Source organism: Caldovatus sediminis, assembly GCF_014644455.1.
GTDB classification, from domain to species: domain Bacteria; phylum Pseudomonadota; class Alphaproteobacteria; order Acetobacterales; family Acetobacteraceae; genus Caldovatus; species Caldovatus sediminis.
The window spans coordinates 58,830-79,532 of sequence record NZ_BMKS01000002.1 but is presented as its reverse complement, the minus strand read 5'-3'; the positions used below and the strand labels follow the sequence as shown (position 1 = coordinate 79,532).

The window sequence follows — 20,703 nt, the reverse complement described above, 5'->3', positions numbered from 1 at the left end:
GAGCGCCACCCTGCCCGAGCCTTGGGCATTGCGCCAGGGTTCCGATGTGCGATCCCGCGCGCGCCGCGTCACGCTGCGCCGCAGCATCGCGCCGGCATGGCGTTGCGGCAAGCACGCCGCGTGCCAAAGGCCCGCCTTCCGGGCGCCTCACGCCCGCCGCACGCCCCAGAACATGGAGGAGCTGCCCTTCAGGACCCCCGTCAGGCTGCGCCGGTAGGCCTGCACCGGCAGCACCTGGCCGAGCGGGATGAACGGCACCTCCTGCCAGACCACGCGCTGGATCTCCTCGGCGATGCGCTTCTCCGCCTCGATGTCGGCGGCCTGGAACCAGGCCTCGCGCAGCTCCTCGAGCTTCGGGATGGTCGGCCAGCCGGCCCAGGCGGCGGCGCCGTGGCCGCGGATCGGCTGGTGGCTGCCGGGGACGGAGACGTCGAGCCCCTCCCAGGTGGTGCAGAAGGCGCTCCAGCCGCCCTGGTCCACCGGGCCGCGGTTGGTGCGGCGCTGGATGTGCGTGCCCCAGTCCATCGCCTGCAGGTCCACGTTGAACCCGACCCGGCGCATCAGGTCGGCCGCCACCTCGGCCAGGCTCTGCAGCACGGGGAGGTCGGTCGCCGAGAGCATCACCACCCGCTCGCCCCGGTAGCCGGCCTCGCGCAGCATCCGCCGCGCCGCCTCGAGGTCGCGCGGCCGGGTCAGCACCTCGATCCCGGCGTCGTTGGCGAGCGGCGTGCCCGGCGTGAACACCCCGGCCGGCACGCGCCACAGCGCCGCGTCGGTGCCCATCGCCGCCTGCATGAAGGCGCGCTGGTCGATCGCCGGCAGCAGCGCCCGCCGCACCGCCGGGTTGTCGAAGGGCGGGTGGAGGAAGTTGAAGCGCAGCACGCCGAGATTGCCGAAGTCGTTGATCCGCTCCACCACGATGTCGCGGTGCCGGCGCAGCACGGGCAGGAGATCGGCGAGCGGCGTCTCCCACCAGTCCACTTCGTTGTTCTGCAGCGCCGCGGCGGCGGTGGAGGGGTCGGGCACCACCCGCCACTCCACGCGGTCGAAATGCACCCGCTTGCCGCCGGCGAGCAGGTCGGGCGGCTCCTCGCGCGGCACGTAGTCGGCGAAGCGCTCGTAGACGACGATGTCGCCGGGGCGGAACAGGTCCTGGCGGAAGCGGAACGGGCCGCTGCCCGTGTAGTCCTGGATCTGCTGGAAGGGATCGGTGCGCGCCACGCGCTCCGGCATGATCGCGCAGATGTTGGCCGAGGGCTTGCCGAGCGCGAAGGCGAGGCCCGGCCAGGGCCGCTTGAGCCGGATCTCGAACCGGTCGTCGTCGAGCGCGCGCATCTCCTCGAGCAGCGCATCCAGCCGCTGGCCGAGCACGTCGCGCTTCGCCCAGCGGGCGATCGAGGCGACGCAGTCCCGCGCCCGCACCCTCTCGCCGTCGTGGAACCTGAGGCCCGGCCGCAGCGCGATCGTCCAGCGCAGCCCGTCGGCCGAGACCTCGTGCCCGGCCGCCATCTGCGGGCGCGGGCGCAGGTCGGCGCCGAGGCCGAACAGCGTGTCGTAGATCATCAGCCCGTGGTTGCGCACCACCACGGCCGTGCTCCAGACCGGATCGATGTTGGCGAGGTTGGCCTGCGGCACGAAGCGCAGGGTGCGCGCCTGCGCCTGGGCCGGGGCGACGCGCGGCGCCGCCAGCGCGGCGGCGGCGCCGATGGCGATGGCGGAGCGGCGCGTCAGGGTCATCGCGGCCCCTCAGCTCTTGCCGATGTTCCAGAACACCGTCGCCGGTGCGCGGAACACCCCGGTGACGTTGCGCCGCCAGGCGCTCGGCTGCCAGTAGAAGCCGAGCGGGATGTAGGACATCACCTCCATCGCGCGGCGGTTCAGCGCCTCGGCGACGCGCCGCCCCTCGGCCGGGTCGGCGCCCTTCTCGATCCACTCGGCGCGCAGGCGCTCGATCTCGGGGTCGTCCGGCCAGCCGAACCAGGCGCGCTCGCCGTTCGCGCGCAGGAACAGGTGGGTCGCGGGGATCGCCAGGGTCTGGCCGGAGGAGGTGGTGTGGAACACGCTCCAGCCGCCGCGCTCGACCGGCTCCTTGCTGGCGCGCCGCTGCACCAGCGTGCCCCAGTCCGCCGCCACCAGTTCGAGGTTCATGCCGAGCCGGCGCAGGAGGTCGGCGGTGACCAGCGAGAGGGCGTTGATCTGCGGGTAGTCGCCCGGCGCGACCAGCACCACGCGCTCGTTGTTGTAGCCGGCCTCGCGCAGCGCGGCGCGGGCGCGCTCGACGCTGCGCACCTTGAGGATCTCGCTCCCCGCCTCGTTGGCGAGCGGCGTGCCGCAGGTGAAGACGCCCTCGCACACGCCCCAGCCGTCGGGCTCCTCGCCGGCGACGGCGCGCAGGTAGTCGCGCTGGTCCACCGCCATCGCCACGGCGCGGCGGATCGCCGGGTTGTTGAAGGGCGGATGCAGGCAGTTGAAGCGGCAGATGCCGTAGGTGCCGTCGAGCAGGCGCTGCTGCACCACCACCTCGCGGGCGCGGCGGAGCTGGGGCAGCAGGTCGTGCAGCGGATACTCCCAGTAGTCCTGCTCGCCCGTCAGCATCGCCCCGGCGCTGGTCGCCGGGTCGGTGATGATCGTCCACTCGACGCGCTCGATCCTCGGCACCCGGCCGCCGGCGAGGCCGTCCACCGGCTCCTGGCGCGGCACGTAGCGCTCGTTGCGCGCCCAGACGGCGCGCTGGCCCGGGTTCCACTCGTCGCGCAGGAAGCGGAAGGGGCCGCTGCCGACCGCCTCGCGGGTCTGCTGGAACGGGTCGGTCTGCGCCACGCGCTCCGGCATGACGAAGCAGGGGAACTGCGTCTGGCCGAGCGCCATGAGCAGGAGCGGCACTGGCCTGTGCAGGCGGAAGCGGAAGCGCCGGTCGTCCAGCGCCTCGACCGCCGCGACGTTCGGCCACAGCACCTGCATGAAGGGATCGCGCCGGGCCCAGCGCAGGATCGAGGCGACCGCGTCCCTCGCCAGCACCCTCTCGCCGTCGTGGAAGGCGAGGCCCTCGCGCAGGGTGAAGGTCCAGGCGAGGCCGTCCGGCTCGGTGGTCCAGCCCTCGGCCATCTGCGGGCGGATCTCACCCCGCGAGTCCTGGGCGCAGATCTGGTCGTAGATCATGAAGGCGTGGTTGCGGGTGACCACCGCCGTGGTCCAGACCGGGTCGAGGCTGGTGAGGTTGGCCTGCGGGATCACCCTGAGGGTGCGCGCCGCCGCGCCCTGCGCCAGGGCGAAGCGGGACAGCCCCGCCGCCGCCGCGGCCGCCGCCCCGCCCGCCAGGATGCCGCGCCGGCGCATCGTCGTGTCGCTCATGTCCGTCGGATTCCCCAGAACAGGGCCGGGCCCTGCACCCGGTCCGCAAGGTCGCCGCGCAGCGCCGTCATGGACATGTAGGCGCCGAGCGGCACGTAGGGCAGCTCGTCCATCGCCACGCGCTGGATGTCGCGGGCGATGCGCTGCTGCGCCTCGAGGTCGGGAGCGTCGAACCAGGCGTCGCGCAGTTCCTCGAGCTTCGGGATGTCCGGCCAGCCGAACCAGGCGCCCGCGCCGTTGCCGCGCAGCGGGAAGTGCCCCGAGGGGTCGAGGAAGTCGTAGGAGCCGAAGGCGGTGTAGAAGACCGACCAGCCGCCCTTGTCGAGCGGCTCGCGGCTGGCGCGCCGCTGCACCACGGTGCCCCAGTCGGTGATCACCGGGTCGAGGTTCACCCCGAGCCGGCGGAACATGTCCACGCCGACCTGGGTCAGCGCCGCCGGGGCGAGGATGTCGGTCGGCCCGATCAGCCGGATGAGCTGGTTCGTGTACCCCGCCTCGCGCATCAGCGCCTTGGCGCGGTCCACGCTGCGCGGGCCCTTCAGCGGCTCGAGCCCGACGTCGTTGGCGAGCGGCGTGCCCGGCGTGAACACGCCGCCGGCCTGGTACATCCCCGCCTCGGTGCCGACGATCGCGATCAGGTGGTCCTCCTGGCTCACCGCCGGCAGGATCGCCTGGCGCATCCGCTTGTCGTTGAAGGGCGGGTGCAGGTGGTTGAAGCGCAGGATCGCGCCGTTGGGCAGCGGGTCGATCGGCTCCACCCGGATCGCGCGGTTGCGGCGGAGAAGCTGCTGGATCTCCGGCGTCGGCTGCTCGTACCAGTCGATCTCGCCGGTCTGCAGCGCGCTCGCCGCCGTCGCCGCGTCCACGATGATGTGCCACTCGACGCGGTCGAAGTTCACGACCTTCGGGCCGGCCATCAGCGCCCGCTGGCCGACGGGCGTCGGGCTGTAGTCCGGGTTGCGCTCGTAGACGACGAGGCTGCCCGAGTTGAACTCGTCTGCCTTGAAGCGGAAGGGGCCGCTGCCGACCGCCTCGCGGATCTGCTGGAACGGATCGGTGCGCGCGAGCCGCTCCGGCATGATGAAGGGAATCGGCGCGTTGACGCTGCCGAGCGCGTTGAGCAGCAGCGGGAACGGCCGCTTGAGGCGGAAGCGCAGCCGCCGGTCGTCAAGCGCGGAGAGCTCGTCCACGACGGTGGCGAGCTTCTGGCCCATCGGGCTGCGGCGCATCCAGCGGTTCAGGCTGGCCACGCAGTCGGCCGCCCGCACCGGCTCGCCGTCGTGGAACTTCAGGCCCTGGCGCAGAGTGATGGTGCAGACCCGCCCGTCATCCTCGAAGCCATGGCCCTCGGCCATCTGCGGCTGCGGCCGGAACTGCCGGTCGATGCCGTAGAGCGTGTCCCAGACCATGAAGCCGTGGTTGCGGGTGATGTAGGCCGTGGTCCAGATCGGGTCGAGGCTGGTGAGGTTGGCCTGCGGCACGAACTTCAGCACGCGCCCGCGCGCGGATTGCGCGATGGACGGCCGCGGCAGGGCGGCGGCCGAGGCGGCCGCGGCGGCGGCGCCGAGCATGAGGTCGCGGCGGAGCATCTTCGTCTCCTTCGATCGTCTCCCGGGACGGATGGGACCACCGCGCGCGCGCCGCCGCAACGCCGAAAATTGATTCGGCGCCGCTGCGGGGTTCGCGACGGCGCCCGGCCAGCCCGCCCGGCGGCCCGGCCGGCTCAGCCGTTCCGCTGCACGTTCCAGAACAGCGGCAGCCCCTTCAGCACCCCGGTCAGGCCGCGGCGGTAGGCGGTCGCCTGGAAGTATTGGCCGAGCGGCAGGTAGGGCACCTCCTCGAAGGCCACCTTCTGGATCTCGCGGGCGATCCGCTTCTGCGCCTCGAGGTCGGGGGCCTCGAACCACTGCGCGCGCAGCTCCTCGATGCGCGGGATGGTCGGCCAGCCGAACCAGGCCTGCTGGCCGTGGCCGCGCAGCGACTGGTGGACGCCGGGGTTGAACATGTCCACCCCGGCCCAGAAGGTGAAGAACACGCTCCAGCCGCCGCGCTCCGGCGCCTCCCGGCTCGCCCGGCGCTGCACCACCGTGCCCCAGTCGGTGGCGACGAACTCCACGTTCATCCCCGCCTTGCGGAACATGTCGTGGCCGACCTGCGCCAGGGCGTTGAGCGAGGGGAAGTCGGTGGCGGCGATCAGCACCACCTTCTCGCCCCGGTAGCCGGCGGCGGCGAGGTCGCGCTTGACCTTCTCGTAGTCGCGCGGGCTGGTCAGCGCCTCCATGCCCGCGTCGTTGGCGAGCGGCGTGTCGGGCGGGAAGAAGCCGACCCCCTCGCGCCAGAGGCTGCGGTCGGTGCCGATCACCGCCGTCATGTAGTCCGCCTGGTTCACCGCGCCGAGCAGGGCGCGACGCACCGCCGCCTTGTCGAAGGGCGGGTGCAGGTGGTTGAAGCGGCAGATCGCCATCAGCCCGGTGGGGTCCGGGATCTCGAGGACGATGTTGCGGTTGCGCCGCAGCACCGGCTGCAGGTCGCCGGTCGGCTGCTCCCACCAGTCCACCTCCCCGTTCTGCAGCGCCGCGGCGGCGGTGGCCGGATCCGGCGTGACGTGCCACTCGATGCGGTCGAAGTGCACGCGCTTCGGCCCCGCGGTCCAGCTCGGCGTGCCGTCCGGGCGCGGCACGTAGTCCTCGAACCGCGTGTAGACCACGCGCGCGCCGGGCACCCGCTCGTCCGCCTTGAAGCGGAAGGGGCCGCTGCCGATCAGCTCGCCGCGCAGCGGCTGGTTCGGGTCCTGGCTCGCCAGACGCTCCGGCATGATGAAGCAGACCGGCGTCGAGGGCTTGCCCAGCGCCTCGAACAGCATCGGGAAGGGCCGCTTGAGGCGGAAGACGATGGTGCGGTCGTCGGGCGCGGCGAGCTCGTCGGTGGTCGCCATCAGCACCTGGCCGAGCGCGTCGCGCGCCGCCCAGCGGCGGATCGAGGCGACGCAGTCCCGCGCCCGCACCGGCTCGCCGTCGTGGAACTTCAGGCCCTCGCGCAGCCGCATGGTCACGCGCCGGCCGCCGTCCTCGACGGCGTGGCCCTCCACCATCTGCGGCTGCGCCTTGTAGTCGCCATCGAAGCCGTAGAGCGTGTCCCAGACCATGTAGCCGTGGTGGCGCGTGACGTAGGCCGTGGTCAGGATCGGGTCGAGCACGGCGAGATCGGCCTGCGGGATGAACTTCAGCGTGCGCGCGCCGGCCGCGCCGACCGACGTGCCCTGGCCGAGCGAGGGGCGCGGCAGGCCGCCGGCCGCGGCGGCGCCGGCCACCGCGGCGGCGCCGGCCAGGATTTGGCGTCGTTGCATCGGTGCGTCCCCCATGACGGATCGGTCCTCGGCCGGGAGGAAACACAGCGGCTCCGCCGGACGCAAGCGCCCTGCGGCCGTGGCGGGGCCGCCCGCTGCACCTTCGCGCCGGTTCGCGTCGGCCGGCCGGCGCCCGTCGCCGCCGGGCCACCCCCGGACGGCGGGTCGCCGCCGCTGGGCATTTCGGCCCGACCGTCGGCGGCGGTCGCGGCGCAGGCTTGCCCCCGGGGGGCGCCGCGCTATGCCCGTCGCCGCCCGACACAGGAGACCGGCCCGATTCGCACGTTGCGCCACGCCGCCGCCCTGCTCGGCCCGCAGAGGCTCGTCCTGGCGCAGGAGTTCCTCCGCTTCGGCGCGGTCGGCACGGTCGGCTTCGCGGTGGACACCGCCGTGCTCTACGCCGCGCTGTGGTTCGCCGGCGCCGGGCCCTATGGCGGGCGCCTCCTCTCCTACCTCGCTGCGGCGACGACGACCTGGGCGCTGAACCGCCGCTGGACCTTCCGGGACCGCCGCAGCACCCTGTCGGCGGCCAGGCAGTGGGCGTCGTTCCTGGTCGTCAACCTCGTCGGCTTCGGAAGCAACTACGGCACCTACGCCGCCCTGGTCGCCCTGTCACCATTCTGTGCGCGATATCCCGTCGTCGGCGTTGCCGCGGGGGCTCTGGCGGGCATGGCCGGGAACTTTTTTCTTTCGCGACGTTTCGTCTTCGGTGCGCGCCCTGGGCGCGATCCTTGAGGTCCCTATCCCGAAGAGCGAGACGCCCGGTCGCGCATGCGTGCATGGACGACCACTGATCCGGTTTGCGCCCCCGCCGAGCGGCAAGCGTCGTGGCCCGCAGCGGCACCGGCCGCAGGCAGGACCGGCCCCCATCCCCTGCGACGGCCTTCCGGCTCCCGGCGGGCCGATGGCGCCACCCGCGGCCCGTCCGCGATGCGGGCGCGCGTCCGATGAGCCGCCGCCCCGACCCCGAGGCGACGGCCGCGGCACGGCGGCATCGCGCGCGCCAGCCTGCCGCGGCCCCGCAGGCCGCCGGGATGGCGGTGGCCGCCGGGCTCGGCGGCTCCGCTCCGGGCGACGACCTCGTCTGGCAGCCGATCGGCGGCGCGGGCCCGGCCGAGACGGCCGGGGCTGCCGCGGCACCCGGCTGGGAGGCGGCCGGCCCCGGAAGCCGGACGGCGGGGCGGCGCGACGCCGCCCCGCGCCGCGGTCCGCTGCCGCCGCCGGTCCTCGCCCTGCTGGTCGGCGCGCTCGATCTCGCGCTCCTGTCGGTCGCCGGGCTTCTCGCCGCCCTGGTCCTCGCCGACCCGCTCGCCGGGCCGATGCCGGTGCCGTTTCCGGCCGGCGAGGAGATCGGCGGGAGCCATGCGCCGGCGGGAATCGGCGGCGCGCTCGCGGCCGCGTCGTCGCTCGTCCTCGTGCTCGCCGCGGCGCGCGGGGCGTATCGGCCGGCCGCCCTGTTCTCGCTCCGCCGCCAGATGCGGGCCCTGCTGCCCGCCCTGCTCGGCGCCGCCGGGTTCACCGCCTTCGCCGCGGCGGCCCTCGGCGCGGCCGAGGGGATCGACCTGCGCTGGGGCGGGATGGCGCTGACCCTCGCCGCGCTGGCGCTGGTCCTCGGCCGCGGCGCGCTCACGGCGCTGATGCGCTCCTCGCCGCGCGCCCGCGCGGCCGCCGCCCCGCGCGCGGTGATCCTCGCCGCCGGCGGGGACGGCCGGCAGGCGGAGCGCCTCGTCGCGCTGCTGACGGGGCCCGCCGGGCGGGCGGTCCGCCTGCTCGGGATCGTGGATGGCGGCCTGACGCCGCGCGCCTCGGCCGCGCTGCGCATCGCCGCCCGCGCCCCGCTGCTCGGCCCGATGGACACGCTGCTCGCCATGCTCCGCGAGGGCGAGGTAGACCAGGTGATCCTCGCCATGCCCTGGGTCGCCGAGGCCCGCGGGCTGGCGCTGCTGCGGCGGCTCGGCGACTACGCGGTGGACATCCGCCTCGCCCCCGACCTCCTCGCCTGGCACGGGCGCGGCGAGGTCGAACTGACGCCGCTCGCCGACCGTCCGATCGCGGGCTGGGCGGCGCTGTTCAAGGCGGCGGAGGACTACCTGCTCGCCCTCGCCGCCCTCGCCCTGACGGCGGTGCCGATGGCGCTGATCGCGCTCGCGATCCGGCTCGACAGCCCGGGGCCGGTGCTGTTCCGCCAGCGCCGCATCGGCCTCAACGGGCGGCCGTTCGACGTGCTGAAGTTCCGCACCATGTACCACGACGCGGCGGACCCCACGGTGCGGTGCCAGGTGCGCGAGGGCGATCCGCGCATCACCCCGGTCGGCGCGCTGCTCCGGCGCACCTCGCTCGACGAGCTGCCGCAGATCTTCAACGTGCTGCGGGGCGAGATGAGCGTCGTCGGCCCCCGCCCCCACGCGCCCGGCACGCGGGCGGGCGAGAAGCCGTTCGAGGAGGTGACGCCGCTCTACGCCGCGCGGCACCGGGTCAAGCCGGGCCTCACCGGCCTCGCCCAGGTGCGCGGCTGGCGCGGCCCGACCGAGACCGAGGAGAAGCTGATCCGCCGGGTGGAGAGCGACCTCGAATACATCGAGAACTGGTCTCCCTGGCTCGATGTCGCCATCATCCTGCGCACGCTCGTCGCCGTCGCCCGCATGCGCAATGCCTGCTGACGCGCGGGCGCCGCGCATGAGGAGGCCGCCCTGCCCGCCCACGATCCCCCCGGCGCCGCGCCGCGGATCGCCGTGCTCATCCCCTGCTACAACGAGGAGGTGGCGATCGGCCGCGTCGTCGCCGGCTTCCGCGCCGCCCTCCCGCAGGCCAGGATCTACGTCTACGACAACAATTCGCGCGACCGCACGCGCGAGGTCGCCGCGGCCGCCGGCGCCGTGGTCCGCGAGGAGGCCCTGCAGGGCAAGGGCCACGTCGTCCGCCGCATGTTCGCCGATGTCGAGGCCGACGCCTACGTGCTGGTGGACGGCGACGACACCTACGACCCCTCCGCCGCGCCCGGGATGGTGCGCATGCTGCTCGCCCGGCGGCTCGACATGGTGACCGGGGTGCGGGTGGCGGCCGACGGCGCCGCCGCCTACCGCCCCGGGCACCGGCTCGGCAACCGGGTGCTGACCGGGATGGTGCGGCTCGTCTTCGGCGACCGGATCAGCGACATGCTCTCGGGCTACCGCGTCTTCTCGCGCCGCTTCGTCAAGTCCTTCCCCGCCCTCGCCGGCGGCTTCGAGACGGAGACGGAGTTCACCGTGCACGCCCTCGAGCTCGGCCTGCCGATCGGCGAGGTCCGCACGGCGTACCGCGAGCGCCGCCCGGGATCGGCGAGCAAGCTCAGCACCCTGCGCGACGGGCTGCGCATCCTCGGCGCGATCGTCGGGCTGGTGAAGCGCGAGCGGCCGCTCGCCTTCTTCGCCGCCATCGCCGCCCTGCTCTCCGCCGCCGCGATCGCGCTGTTCCTCCCGGTGCTCGAGGAGTTCCTGCGCACCGGCCTGGTGCCGCGGCTGCCGACGGCGGTGCTCTCGGCGACGCTCGCCCTCGCCGCGCTGCTCGCCCTCGCCTGCGGGCTGGTGCTGGACACGGTCACGCGCGGGCGGCGCGAGGCGAAGCGCATCGCCTATCTCGCGATCCCGCCGCCGCCGGAGGAGGCCCGCCTGGAATGACCTGGCCACCGCCCTATCCCGCGCCCCGGCACGTCGCCGGCGCGCCGGCGCCGCCCGCCGGCAGCTACGCGGCGGACGTGGTCATCCTGGCGCTCGACCGCGCGGAGGAGACGATCGAGGCGATCGCCTCCGCCCGCGCCCAGGCCGGCGTGACCAAGCATGTCTGGATCGCCGACCAGGGCAGCAGGCCCGAGAGCCTGCAGCGCCTCGCCGAGGCGGTGCGCGGCGCGCCGGACGCGACGCTGGTCCGGCTCGACCGCAACTGGGGCGTGGCCGGCGGCCGCAATCGCGCCACGGCGCTCGGCCGCGGGCGGGTGGTCTTCGCCCTCGACAACGACGCGGAGTTCGACGGCCCGGACACCCTCGCCCGCGCGGTCGCCGCCCTCGACGAGGATGCGGGCCTCGCGGCGGTGGGATGCCGAATCCTGGTGCACGCGACGGGCGAGGACGACCTCTCCTCCTGGGGCTACCCCGCCGCGCTGCTGCCGCGCGCGGCGCAGGGCTTCGACGCCGTCACCTTCGTCGGCGCCGGGCACGCGATCCGGCGCGCGGACTTCGCGCGCTGCGGCGGCTACGACGACGCGCTGTTCTTCTGCTGGGAGGAGTACGACTTCTGCCTGCGCGCCATCGCGCTCGGCCGGCGCATCCGCTACCGCGGCGACATCGCCGTGCGCCACAAGGTGAGCCCGGAGCGGCGCTTCGCCTGGACCGGCACGCGCTGGTTCCACTACGTGCGCAACCGGCTCTACATCGAGATGAAGTTCGGCGCCTCGCCGCTCGCGCTGCTGCCGCGCTTCCTGGCCTACCAGGCGAAGGGCGCGCGCAACGGCGTGCTGGCGCAGGGGCTGCGCGCCGGGCCGGCGGCGGTCCGCATGGCCCGCGCCTTCCGCCCCGCGCCGGGGACGGAGGCGCTGTACCGCCTCGACGAGGCGGCGCGCGCCTACATCGCCCGCAACGACGCGGCGCATCGCGGCGGCCTGGCGCGGCGGGTCAGGACGGAGGTGCTGTCCCGGCTGCCGCCGGCGCGCGCGGGAACGGCCGCGAGCTGAGGGCGCCGCGTCCGTCCGCCGGCGCCGGCGCGGCAGCGGCGCCAGCCGTCAGCCGTAGCGCTCCTCCAGCCACGGGTCGCCGTGGTTGTGGTAGCCGCGCACCTCCCAGAAGCCGGGCTGGTCCTCCGCGCGCAGCTCGATGCGCGTGACCCACTTCGCGCTCTTCCAGAAGTAGAGCCGCGGCACCACCACCCGCACCGGCCCGCCGTGCTGGCGCGTCAGCGGCCTGCCCTCCCAGGAATGGGCGAGCATCGCGTCCGGCGCGTCGAACTCGCCGAGCGGCAGGTTGGTCGTGTAGCCGTCGTAGCCGTGGAGGACGACGAATCGCGCCTCCGGCTTCGGCCGGGCGAGGGCGAGCAGCGCGCGCGCCTTCACGCCGGCGAAGCGGTTGTCGTAGCGCGACCACTGCGTGACGCAGTGGATGTCGCAGACCTGCTCCTCCTGCGGCAGGGCCAGGAAGCCCTCCCAGTCGAGGCGCAGCGGGTTCTCCACCAGCCCCTCGACGCGCAGGCGGAACTTCTCCCGCGCGACGTCCGGCTGCACGCCGAGGTCGAGCACCGGCCAGTCGCGCACCAGGGTCTGGCCCGGCGGCAGGCGCTGGCGCGAGGGATCGGCGGTGGTGCCGGTCAGCAGCCGGCCCTCGCGCGCCCAGTCCTGCTTGCGCTCGACCAGCTTCTCGCGGACCCGGCCGGCCAGGGGGATGTCGTCGGTCTCGTGCTCCGCCATCGCGCGTCCTCCGTCCCGGCATAGGTGCCGGCGGAGAGGCGCGATGCAAGGGGCCGCCGGCGGCCGGGGGCGACGCGCCGCGGCCCCCGCGCGTCCGGCGCGGCGGGGGATTTGCCACCCTCCCTCGCCCGCAGCACACTCGCGCGCACCGGGAGCGGCCGCGCGCCGCCCTGCCCTCCCCGCCGCAAGGAGCGCACCATGGGCCGCCTGCAGGACCGCCTCGCCGTCGTGACCGGAGCCGCGAACGGCATCGGCGCCGCCATCGCGCGCCGCCTCGGCGGAGAGGGCGCGCGGCTCGCCCTGCTCGACCTCGACGCGGCCGGGCTGGAGCGCGCCGCGGCCGAACTGCGCGGCCAGGGCGTCGCGGTCCTCGCCCAGGCCGGCGACGTCACCGAGGAAGGCGTCGTGCAGGCCGCCTTCGCCCGCATCGCGGAGGAATGCGGCCCGGTGGACGTCCTGGTGAACAACGTCGGCGGCGCGCGCAACGCCCGCATCTGGGAGATGTCGGCCGAGGACTGGGACTTCACCATCCGGCTGAACCTGCGCTCCGCCTTCCTCTGCACCCGCGCGGTGCTGCCCTCGATGATGGCGCGCCGGAGGGGCAGCATCGTCTGCATGTCCTCGGGCTCGCGCAACGGCACGCCCTGGTCGGCGGCCGACACCGGGGCCGCCGCCTATTCCGCGGCCAAGGCGGGCATCCACGGCTTCGTCCGCGACGTGGCGATGGAGGTCTCGCACCTCGGCGTGCGCATCAACGCCGTCGCGCCGGGTCCGATCGAGACCGACCGCACCCGCGCGGCCTTCGCGCGCATGGAACGGACGCTCGAGCTCAGCCCGAACCGCCTGGTCCCGATGCGCCGCGTCGGCCGGCCGCGCGAGGTCGCGGATGCGGTGCTGTTCCTCGCCTCCGACGAGGCGAGCTACATCACGGGCACCACGCTCGACGTCGCGGGCGGACGCTGACGCCCGCCGGTCCCGGACCGCCGCGGCCCGACCCTTCAGAGCACTCCCGCCGCCCGCCATCCCGGCAGGCGGGCGGCGAGCCGCTCGCGGAAGCCCGCGCGCGCCTCCTCCGCGGCGTCGGCGCGCATCAGGCGGCCGAGGATCGTCTCGATGTCCGGTGGCGGCTCGCCGGCCTCGAAGGCGGACTGCAGCATCACCGCCGCGGCCAGCTCGTCCGCCGGGCAGGGATAGGCGCAGCCCGCCGCCGGCACCACCAGGCCGAGCCGTCCGCCGCCGGCCATCGCGTCCGCCCCGTAACGGCGCAGCGCCGCACGGTTGTAGCGCCGCGCCCGCGCCGCCGCCGCCGAGTCGAGCGCCGGCACGTCGCGCCACAGCGGCATGGCCCAGCCGCCGCCGACCAGCACGGCGACGATCTCGGCCGCCGTCGTATTCTCGGTCCCGGGCAGGGTCAGGAGCTCGCCGATGGCGCGCGGCCGCTCCGCCAGGGCATCGAGCACCGGGTCCGCGACATGCGGCGGCAGCGAGGCCTCGCCGACATGGGTGCGCACCGCCGGCCTGACCTTCTCGCGCGCCACCAGGAGGGCGAGCCGGAGCCCGCTCAGCCGCGGCACGCCGAAGTCGCGGCGGCGGCCGCGCACGAACACGTCCTGGCGGAAGACGCGGCGGATGCAGGCGTCGATCGCGGTCTCGCGCTCGGGTCCCTGGATCAGGGCCACCGCCTGGCGCTGCTTCTCGGTCAGCAGCAGGGTGGGGAAGTTCTCCTCCACGGCGCTGCTGCCGACGAAGTCGAGCCGCGCCTCCGCGAGGTCGCGGTGGACATCGCCCGCCCAGGCCGGACGCCAGTGCTGCGGCAGGTACTCGTGCGCGACGTAGGCGGTGGTGTTGCCGATCCCGCCCACGAGCAGCCGCTCCACGGTCGGGTTGTCGCGGAGGTGGTAGGCCTCGGCCTGGTGGAAGGCCCTCAGCGCCTCGATGCCGGAGGCGGCGCGCTGGTCGCTCGGCCCGAGGCGCTGCGCCGCGGCGGCCTGAATCAGCCGCGCCACGACGAGCCCCTGCGACCAGCCCGGCAGAGCGTTGTAGCTGATCATCGCCGCGCCGCCGTTGACCAGGCAGGCGCGCAGCACGGCGATGATCCCGGCCCGCACCGCGTCCGAGACCCAGGTCCAGAGGCCGTGCGCGGTGATGACGTCGGCCTGCGGCAGCAGCCGCGCCGCCGCCGCCTCGTCCATCCGCGTCAGGTCGAGTTCGAGGAAGGCGACGTTCTCGATGCCCGCCTCGGCGGCGAACTCGCGCGCGTCGCCGATGTGCGCCGGGTGGAAGTCCACGCCGACGACGCGCCAGCCGGGATTGGCCGCGGCCAGCGCGCAGGCGGTGACGCCCCGGCCGCAGCCGAGGTCGATCACGGTCAGCGCCTCGCGGTCCGGCGGCGCCCAGGCGACGTCGCAGACCGCGCAGACGAGGCCGATGACGGTCGGCGACTGCGCCGGATGGTAGCCGGCCGTGTAGGGGGTGTCGGCCGTGTAGCCGTCGAACCAGTGCGGGTGCCCCACGCGACGAATCCCTTCCGGCGGTGCGCGCCTAGCGCGCGTCGAACATCGGTTCCGTCCCGTCCCGCGACCGCGGCGCGGCGCTGCAGAGCCAGGAGGTCTGGCCGAGCCGCGCCACCCCGCCGCCGAGCGCGAGCGGGGGGATCTCCTCCCTCGCCAGCACCAGGTTCAGCGCGAAGCCGACATCGAGCCCGACGAACAGCCGAGTCAGGTCCACGAGGGTCCGGTATCGCGGCGTGCCCGGCAGCAGCGCCTCGAAGGCCGGGCGGCGCAGCGGGCCGATGCGGATGACGAAGCGCGCCTGCGGGTCCCAGACCTGCGAGCCCGCCGCGGCGCCCTGGCCGAGCGCCGCGTGCCGCCCGGTGCGCCCGCCGCCGAGGCGCGTCTGCTCCTCCTCCGGCAGGCGCAGCCAGCCGCCGGCGAACTCCTCGATGTCCACGCGCCCGCCGGTCTCCTCCTCCAGCATCGCCCGCAGCCGCTCCGCCGAGCGGGTGCGGGCCGCGAGGTTGCCGGCGTGGTAGAGCAGGGTCGGCATGGGCGGCGCGATCCGCCCCTCCAGGCCGGGCGTGGCCATGCCGATCGCCGCGGCCAGCACCGTCTCCGCCGGCACCGGGTTGCGCGTCGGGCGGTACTTCGCGCCGGCCTTGGCGTAGAGCCCGACGAAGCGCCGGGCGTTCATGTCGAGGAAGGCGTGCAGCGCGGTCGAGCGCTTGCGCAGCTCCGCCCCCACCGTCGCGGTGACGTGGCGCGGCAGCACCCCGCCGGGGCCGATCAGGCCGAAGGCGGCGACCGTCAGCTCGCCCGTCTCGGGCTGCGCCTGCACCACCTCGCCGGCCGGCAGGCCGAGGCGCGGCCAGCTCCGGTAGCGCAGCTCCAGCGGGTCGGCGCCCGCCGCGCCATGGGCGACGCGCGCGGCGACGGCGATCGCCTGGTCGAGGGCGAAGCGGGTCGGCTCGCGCGCCAGACGCTGCGCCGGCGCCATCGCCCGCAGCACCGGCGCGGGCGGCGGATCGTCCGGCTCGTCCGGCACCGGCGGTCCCGCCGCGGTGGCGTGGCGCGCCGCCGCCGCCCGCTCGGCCGCCGCGCCCTCCGTCGCCTCGAGCGCGGCCTCGAGCAGCGAGGGCGCGGCGTCCGGCGCCTGGCGTTCCGCCGGCGGCGCCGGACCGGCGGCCTCGGGCGCCGCCGCGGCGCCTTCTCCCGGCCGCGGCTTCGGCGATCCGGAAGCGGGCGGCGGCGCCGGCCGCCGGACGATGATGGTCTCGTCGGTCACAGCAGCGTCCGGGTGCCGCTGCGCGGCGGGAAGCGCGCCACCAGGCCGGGGCGGCCGCGCAGCGCCACGCTCGTGCGGACGAAGGCGTTCACCGTCGCCTGCAGCGCCAGGAAGCGCTCCAGCACCGCCGCCATGAGGTAGAGGCCGCCGGGCTGCCAGGCCTGCGGATCGAAGGTCAGCGTCACCTCCAGCCCGCGCGCGAAGGCGCCCGGCCTGCCGCCCGGCAGCCGCGCCACCCCCGGCGCCGCGTCCACCGCGAGCAGCGCCGAGAGCGCGGCACGGCTCTCCGCGCTGTCGCGCAGGTCGTGCAGGCGCAGGATCTCGCGCAGCGCCCGGGCGCCGTGCTCGCCGCCGGCGATCGAGAGATGGTTGAGCGCGAGGTGCGAGATCAGCCGCCAGGCCGAGCGCTCGCGCAGCGGCGGGCGCAGCGTCGGCGTGGCCGGCGACAGGCACTCCGCCTGGGCCACCGGCGAGCCGCCCTCGGCGACGCGCAGCCGCGGCTGTCCGCCGCCGAAGGGCAGCATGGCGGGCAGGTCGCGGTTGCAGCACAGCGCCTCCACCGTCAGCACGGCATCGGCGGGCCGCGCCGGGTCGAAGGCGGCGTCGCGCAGCATCAGCGTGGTCTGGGTGCCGGTCAGCGGCGAGGCGGCCGGCCCGCGCCGCGCCAGGTAGTGGACATCGGAATGCGCGTCGCCGTCGGCCGCGGCGGCGTCGCTGCGGCCGAGGCGGTGGAAGGGCAGGACCTCGCGCCGGGAGCCGTCGGGGCGGCTCTCGCGCACCCGCTCGATGGCGTAGACCTCGAGCGCGCTCGGCCGGCGCGCGTCGGGCAGGACCAGCCACTCCGACTGCGTGCCGTCCATCGCGATCGGCTCGCAGCGCTGCGGGAAGAGGTTGATCGCCGGCGTGCAGGCGAGGGCGAAGTTCTCCGCCGTTATGATGCGCTCCAGCTCGCCGGCCGCGCGCGAGAGGTAGACGAAGACCTCGAGGCGGTCGCTCTCCTGGCGCGCGGTGCGCTCCTGCAGGCCGGAGAGGTCGACGTAGTGGAACTTCTCCGGGAAGGCGAAGTACTCGGTCAGCAGCCGGTGGCCGGCGAAGGCGCGGCGCGGCCAGGGCAGCGCCGCCTCCTCCGCCTCGAACCCCGCCGCGCCGAGCGCCTCGGCCGGCAGGATCGTCGGCCTCGGGTCGGTCGGCCCGTCGGCCAGCGCGACCGAGAGGGTGGAGGTGCAGAGCAGCTCGTGCAGTTGCGCCGCCGCGGTGCCGCCGCCCCGCAGGTGGAGGCGCAGCCGGTCCGGCGCGTACTTCGCCATCGGCAGCTCCGGCACGGCGCTGCGCAGCACCAGCCGCAGGCAGGCGACCGCGCCCTGGGCGCGCGGGTTGGCCGGGGCGACCAGCGGCAGGCCGGTGAGCCGCGCCTGCTCGATCGCGAGCGGCCAGAGCGTGACGTCGTGGCAGGTGCGGAAGCGGATCGGCTCGCCGCGCACCGGCTCGGTCTCCAGCGTCAGGCCGCGGGGGACGCGCAGCACCGCCGGGTTGCCCGGGGCGGCGCCGAGGCGGATCGTGGTCATGGACGGCACCGGCGCGAGCAGGTGCGGCGAGAGCATCTCCAGCAGCGCGTCGGAGAGCTCCGGCAGCTCGTCGTCGAGCCGGTGGTGCACCCGCGCGGCGAGGAAGGCGACGCCTTCGAGCAGCCGCTCGACCAGCGGGTCGTCCACCTGCTCCCGCGTCAGGCGCAGGCGGCCGGCGACCTTCGGGTAGGTCTCGGCGAACTCGCCGGCGAGCTTGCGCAGCGCCGCGAGCTCGGCGTTGTAGTAGGGAAGCAGCGCCTCGGACACCTCCCGCCCCTCCCTCAGCCGCCGCTGCCGCCGCCCGCGCCCTCGCGCACCGTGACGTCGAGGGTGGTCGGGCGCACGACGGTCTCGAAGCTCACCTGCTCCGGCACCGGGTCGGTGCGCAGGATGGCGTCGATGCGGATGCGGAGCGAGCGGTCGATCAGCTCGCGGTCGAGCCGGCGGAGCTGCACCGAGACGTGGGTCAGCCGCGGCTCGAAGCGGCGGATCGCGATCTCGACCTCGCGCGCGAGCGCGCTGCGCCGCTCCTCCTGGGTGAAGCTGCCCGCCGTCGGGTCGGGCACGCCGTAGCCGATCGGCGAGCTCGGCAGCTCGGCGAGCCCGGCCGGCGGCGGCAGGCGGCGGCGGCGCGCGTTGAGCAGCGCCTCGAGGTCGCGCCGCACCGCCGCGCGCAGCATGTCGAGCGCGTAGGCGGCGGTGAGCGGCGGGTCGCGCGGCGCGTCCGGATCGGCGTCGAGCAGCCGGTCGAGCAGCGGCAGGCGGACGCGCGGCTGCTCCTTCCTGCTCTCGCTCATGGCGCGGCGGGGCCGCGGCGGCGGCCGGTCATGCGAAGTGCAGCGCGCCGGCCTCGTTCAGCGGCAGCGCCTCCTCGCCGGCCAGCAGCACGCGCTGGCCGAGGCCGCGCACCGGGCCGCCGCCGGAATCGAGCCAGTCGGTGGTGCGGCCGAGCCGGAGCCCGTCCGGCATGCCGCCATCGCCCCAGGGATAGATGGCGGGGACGTAGATCACCCCCTCCTGCCCGTCCTTCATCTCGATGCTGGCGCGGCGCCAGCACAGGTCGCGCGGCCGCTTCGGCGCCTCGAACTCGAGGGTGCGGACGCGCTCGAGCGGGATCCACATGTAGTCGCCGGCCATGGTCAGGGCCTCGAGGAAGGGCGAGAACAGGTCGTCGGCGTCGCGCAGGTCGTCGAAGGCGACCGGCGCGGCGCCCGGGCCGGCCGGCCTGTGCGTGCCGGGGACGCGCGGGCGGCGCTCCTCGGCCTCGGCGGCGGCGGCGGCGGCGGCCTCCGGGTTGCCCGCGCGCAGCTCGACGAGGGCGCGCAGGCAGGCGGTCTGCGCCGCCGTCGCCTCCTCGCCCTGCAGCTTCGGCGCCGCGCCCTCCTTGCCGAACACGCGCCGGCGGTGCTCCGCCGCGCGCAGCAGGCGGCGGAACTCGAGCACCGCCGGCGACGGCTCCTCGGCGATCACGGCGTCGAGGATGCGGTCGGCGCGCTCGAGCTCGCCCGCGAAGAGCAGCATCTCGGCGAGCACCCAGCGCGCGCCGAAGTCGCGCGGGGCGGACTTGACGGCGGCGTTGGCGGCGGCGACCGCCCCCTGGAGGTCGCCGGCCTCGAAGGCGGTTCGGATCGCGCTCATGCGGCAGCCCTCGCGGCCTGGAGGTCGGTGACGAGGCGGAAGGCCGCGCCCACCTCGTCGAGCTGATAGTGCGGCTGGAGCTGGATGACGCAGCCGAAGACGCCGGGCTTGCCCGGCTTCTCGCGCACCTCGACGCGGGCGGAGCGCAGCGGGTAGCGCGCGCCCATCTCGCCCGCGGCGCTGCCGGAGGAGTTGGTGAACTCGGCGAGCCAGCGCTGCAGGCGGCCCTGGATGTCCTCGGCGGTGCGGAAGGCGCCGACCATGTCGCGGCCCATCAGCTTGATGCAGTGGGCGAAGCGGCTGACGCAGAGCATCGCGTTGAACTGCGCCGAGAGCCGCTGGTTGGCGTCCGCCGCCTCGCCGGCCATGCGCGGCGGGCGGTGCAGCGAGGGGGCGGCGGCGAAGGTCCCCTCGGGCAGGCCCTCGAGCCCGATGAAGGGCAGCAGGCCGGCCTCGATCGCCAGCCGCTCCTGTTCGTCGGTGAGGGCGAGCTCGACCGGCGGGCGCGCGGTCCGGCCCGGCGGGTCGGAGGAGAAGCGCTCCTCGACGATCTCGTCCACCACGCCGCCCTCGGCCTCCTCGGCGATCGCCGCGCCGCGGATCTCGGCCGGCCAGCCGTTGCGCGCGAAGGCGCGCACCGCGACGGCGGCCAGCGCATAGACCGGGCTGGTCCAGACGCGGGCGGCGACGGAGGGCGCGTGCTCGCGGTAGCAGAAGCCGTCCGGCCGCGCGCCGTCGAGCGGCCAGGGGGCACGCGCCAGGGTGCGCGGCAGCAGCACGGCGAGGAAGCGCGTGTCCTCGCGCTCCTGCAGCCGGCGCCAGCGCTGCCGGTCGGGCATGCGCAGCGCATTGGCGAGGTCGGCGGCCGGGCCGGCCTCGGCCCAGCTGTCCAGGCCGAGCAGCGGCGGCGCGGCGGCGATGGCGAGCGGCGCGAAGGCGGCGGCGGCGATGCCCGCCAGGGCGTCGAGCGCCGCCACGTCGTCGGTCGGGTGGCCCGGCGCCGGGGCGTGGCGCACCTCGTAGTCGGCGCAGAGCATGCCGTAGGGCTCGCCGCCCGGGGTGCCGAACTCCTCCTCGTAGATCTTGCGGAACAGGATGGACTGGTCGAACTCGACCGCGCGGTCGAGGTCGCGGCAGATCTCGGTCCAGCGCGCGGTGAGCAGGCGGAGCCGGACCCGCGCGCCGAAGGGCACGCGCTCGGCGAGCCAGTGCAGGCCGCGCCAGGACCCCTCGAGCCGGCGCAGCCGGTCGTGGTGCAGCACCGCGTCGAGCTGGGCGGCGATCAGCCGGTCGAGCGCGGCGATGTCGCGGTCCACCGTCTCCTCGAGCCGGGCCACGGCGTCGGCGCGCCCCTCGGCGCTGCCGTCGTGCGCGAGGATGCGGCCGAGCGCCGCGTCGCCGTACCAGCGGCGCAACGCCATCGCCGCCGAGGGCTCGGCGAGGAAGTCGGCGAGCTCCTCCGCGCCTGCCGCGCCCTCGCCCCTGTTGCCCAGGAAGCGGCCGGAGAGGACGGTCGCCCGCAAGCCCCCGCTCATGCCGCCACCCCTTCCCGTTGCGCGGGGCGGGGACGCTCCCCGCCCCGGTCCGCCGTC

Annotated in this window: 16 protein-coding genes; 5 read left to right on the top strand and 11 right to left on the bottom strand. The window is 75.6% G+C overall.

The window, feature by feature from the left end; translation table 11 throughout:
* Window positions 1-147 precede the first annotated feature (147 nt).
* The 4 genes from IEX99_RS03190 to IEX99_RS03175 form a co-directional block, all read right to left on the bottom strand.
* Window positions 148-1,737 carry an ABC transporter substrate-binding protein gene (locus IEX99_RS03190; RefSeq protein WP_188898417.1) on the bottom strand — a complete coding sequence of 530 codons (1,590 nt, stop codon included), beginning with the start codon at window positions 1,735-1,737 and terminating at the stop codon, window positions 148-150.
* 9 nt (window positions 1,738-1,746) lie between these two features.
* A complete protein-coding gene (locus IEX99_RS03185; protein ID WP_188898415.1) occupies window positions 1,747-3,351 on the bottom strand; it encodes an ABC transporter substrate-binding protein in 1,605 nt (534 codons plus the stop codon).
* Entirely contained in the window at window positions 3,348-4,940 is a 1,593-nt protein-coding gene (locus tag IEX99_RS03180) for an ABC transporter substrate-binding protein (protein ID WP_188898413.1), read from the bottom strand. The genes IEX99_RS03185 and IEX99_RS03180 overlap by 4 nt, the downstream gene beginning before the upstream one ends.
* A 134-nt stretch (window positions 4,941-5,074) precedes the next feature.
* A complete protein-coding gene (locus IEX99_RS03175) occupies window positions 5,075-6,697 on the bottom strand; it encodes an ABC transporter substrate-binding protein (protein ID WP_188898411.1) in 1,623 nt (540 codons plus the stop codon).
* Between the two features lie 285 nt (window positions 6,698-6,982).
* Here IEX99_RS03175 and IEX99_RS03170 point away from each other — a divergent pair, with 285 nt between their 5' ends.
* The 4 genes from IEX99_RS03170 (at window position 6,983) to IEX99_RS03155 (ending at window position 11,402) form a co-directional block, all read left to right on the top strand.
* Entirely contained in the window at window positions 6,983-7,432 is a 450-nt protein-coding gene (locus IEX99_RS03170; RefSeq protein ID WP_229677778.1) for a GtrA family protein, read from the top strand.
* 212 nt (window positions 7,433-7,644) lie between these two features.
* Window positions 7,645-9,357, top strand: coding sequence for an exopolysaccharide biosynthesis polyprenyl glycosylphosphotransferase (locus tag IEX99_RS03165; protein WP_188898409.1), 1,713 nt, complete (start codon window positions 7,645-7,647; stop codon window positions 9,355-9,357).
* 72 nt (window positions 9,358-9,429) lie between these two features.
* The gene (locus IEX99_RS03160; RefSeq protein WP_188898407.1) at window positions 9,430-10,353 is read left to right on the top strand and encodes a glycosyltransferase family 2 protein; all 924 of its coding nucleotides are present in this window, start codon (window positions 9,430-9,432) and stop codon (window positions 10,351-10,353) included.
* The gene (locus IEX99_RS03155; RefSeq protein WP_188898405.1) at window positions 10,350-11,402 is read left to right on the top strand and encodes a glycosyltransferase family 2 protein; all 1,053 of its coding nucleotides are present in this window, start codon (window positions 10,350-10,352) and stop codon (window positions 11,400-11,402) included. The genes IEX99_RS03160 and IEX99_RS03155 overlap by 4 nt, the downstream gene beginning before the upstream one ends.
* Before the next feature lie 48 nt (window positions 11,403-11,450).
* Here IEX99_RS03155 and IEX99_RS03150 read toward each other — a convergent pair whose 3' ends face one another.
* Window positions 11,451-12,128 carry a sulfite oxidase-like oxidoreductase gene (locus tag IEX99_RS03150; RefSeq protein ID WP_188898403.1) on the bottom strand — a complete coding sequence of 226 codons (678 nt, stop codon included), beginning with the start codon at window positions 12,126-12,128 and terminating at the stop codon, window positions 11,451-11,453.
* 198 nt (window positions 12,129-12,326) lie between these two features.
* Between IEX99_RS03150 and IEX99_RS03145 the strand changes: the two genes are divergently transcribed.
* Window positions 12,327-13,091, top strand: coding sequence for an SDR family oxidoreductase (locus IEX99_RS03145; RefSeq protein ID WP_188898401.1), 765 nt, complete (start codon window positions 12,327-12,329; stop codon window positions 13,089-13,091).
* A 35-nt stretch (window positions 13,092-13,126) separates the two neighbouring features.
* Here IEX99_RS03145 and IEX99_RS03140 read toward each other — a convergent pair whose 3' ends face one another.
* Genes IEX99_RS03140 through tssC form a run of 6 tightly spaced genes read right to left on the bottom strand, consistent with a single transcriptional unit; the run spans window position 13,127 to window position 20,646 of the window.
* Window positions 13,127-14,641 (bottom strand): class I SAM-dependent methyltransferase, encoded by a 1,515-nt coding sequence (locus tag IEX99_RS03140; protein ID WP_188898399.1) that lies wholly within the window; start codon window positions 14,639-14,641, stop codon window positions 13,127-13,129.
* Between the two features lie 28 nt (window positions 14,642-14,669).
* Window positions 14,670-15,908, bottom strand: a complete 1,239-nt coding sequence (gene tssG / locus IEX99_RS03135) for a type VI secretion system baseplate subunit TssG (protein WP_188898397.1) — start codon at window positions 15,906-15,908, stop codon at window positions 14,670-14,672.
* Window positions 15,905-17,740 (bottom strand): type VI secretion system baseplate subunit TssF, encoded by a 1,836-nt coding sequence (gene tssF, locus IEX99_RS03130; protein ID WP_188898395.1) that lies wholly within the window; start codon window positions 17,738-17,740, stop codon window positions 15,905-15,907. Before tssF ends, tssG begins: the two co-directional genes overlap by 4 nt.
* 14 nt (window positions 17,741-17,754) lie before the next feature.
* A complete protein-coding gene (gene tssE / locus IEX99_RS03125) occupies window positions 17,755-18,270 on the bottom strand; it encodes a type VI secretion system baseplate subunit TssE (RefSeq protein WP_188898393.1) in 516 nt (171 codons plus the stop codon).
* Window positions 18,271-18,298: 28 nt separating this feature from the next.
* On the bottom strand, window positions 18,299-19,111 hold the full coding sequence (locus tag IEX99_RS03120; RefSeq protein WP_188898391.1) for a type VI secretion system accessory protein TagJ: 813 nt from the start codon (window positions 19,109-19,111) through the stop codon (window positions 18,299-18,301).
* Window positions 19,108-20,646 carry a type VI secretion system contractile sheath large subunit gene (gene tssC / locus IEX99_RS03115; RefSeq protein WP_188898390.1) on the bottom strand — a complete coding sequence of 513 codons (1,539 nt, stop codon included), beginning with the start codon at window positions 20,644-20,646 and terminating at the stop codon, window positions 19,108-19,110. The genes IEX99_RS03120 and tssC overlap by 4 nt, the downstream gene beginning before the upstream one ends.
* Window positions 20,647-20,703 lie beyond the last annotated feature (57 nt).

What these genes read in the sequence shown, in the direction of transcription:
- IEX99_RS03120 (WP_188898391.1), bottom strand. Translation starts at nt 19,111, where the DNA reads ATGAGCGCGATCCGAACCGCCTTCGAGGCCGGCGACCTCCAGGGGGCG.
- IEX99_RS03180 (WP_188898413.1), bottom strand. Translation starts at nt 4,940, where the DNA reads ATGCTCCGCCGCGACCTCATGCTCGGCGCCGCCGCCGCGGCCGCCTCG.
- IEX99_RS03185 (WP_188898415.1), bottom strand. Translation starts at nt 3,351, where the DNA reads ATGAGCGACACGACGATGCGCCGGCGCGGCATCCTGGCGGGCGGGGCG.
- tssE (WP_188898393.1), bottom strand. Translation starts at nt 18,270, where the DNA reads ATGAGCGAGAGCAGGAAGGAGCAGCCGCGCGTCCGCCTGCCGCTGCTC.
- tssC (WP_188898390.1), bottom strand. Translation starts at nt 20,646, where the DNA reads ATGAGCGGGGGCTTGCGGGCGACCGTCCTCTCCGGCCGCTTCCTGGGC.
- IEX99_RS03190 (WP_188898417.1), bottom strand. Translation starts at nt 1,737, where the DNA reads ATGACCCTGACGCGCCGCTCCGCCATCGCCATCGGCGCCGCCGCCGCG.
- IEX99_RS03165 (WP_188898409.1), top strand. Translation starts at nt 7,645, where the DNA reads ATGAGCCGCCGCCCCGACCCCGAGGCGACGGCCGCGGCACGGCGGCAT.
- IEX99_RS03155 (WP_188898405.1), top strand. Translation starts at nt 10,350, where the DNA reads ATGACCTGGCCACCGCCCTATCCCGCGCCCCGGCACGTCGCCGGCGCG.
- IEX99_RS03175 (WP_188898411.1), bottom strand. Translation starts at nt 6,697, where the DNA reads ATGCAACGACGCCAAATCCTGGCCGGCGCCGCCGCGGTGGCCGGCGCC.
- IEX99_RS03145 (WP_188898401.1), top strand. Translation starts at nt 12,327, where the DNA reads ATGGGCCGCCTGCAGGACCGCCTCGCCGTCGTGACCGGAGCCGCGAAC.
- IEX99_RS03150 (WP_188898403.1), bottom strand. Translation starts at nt 12,128, where the DNA reads ATGGCGGAGCACGAGACCGACGACATCCCCCTGGCCGGCCGGGTCCGC.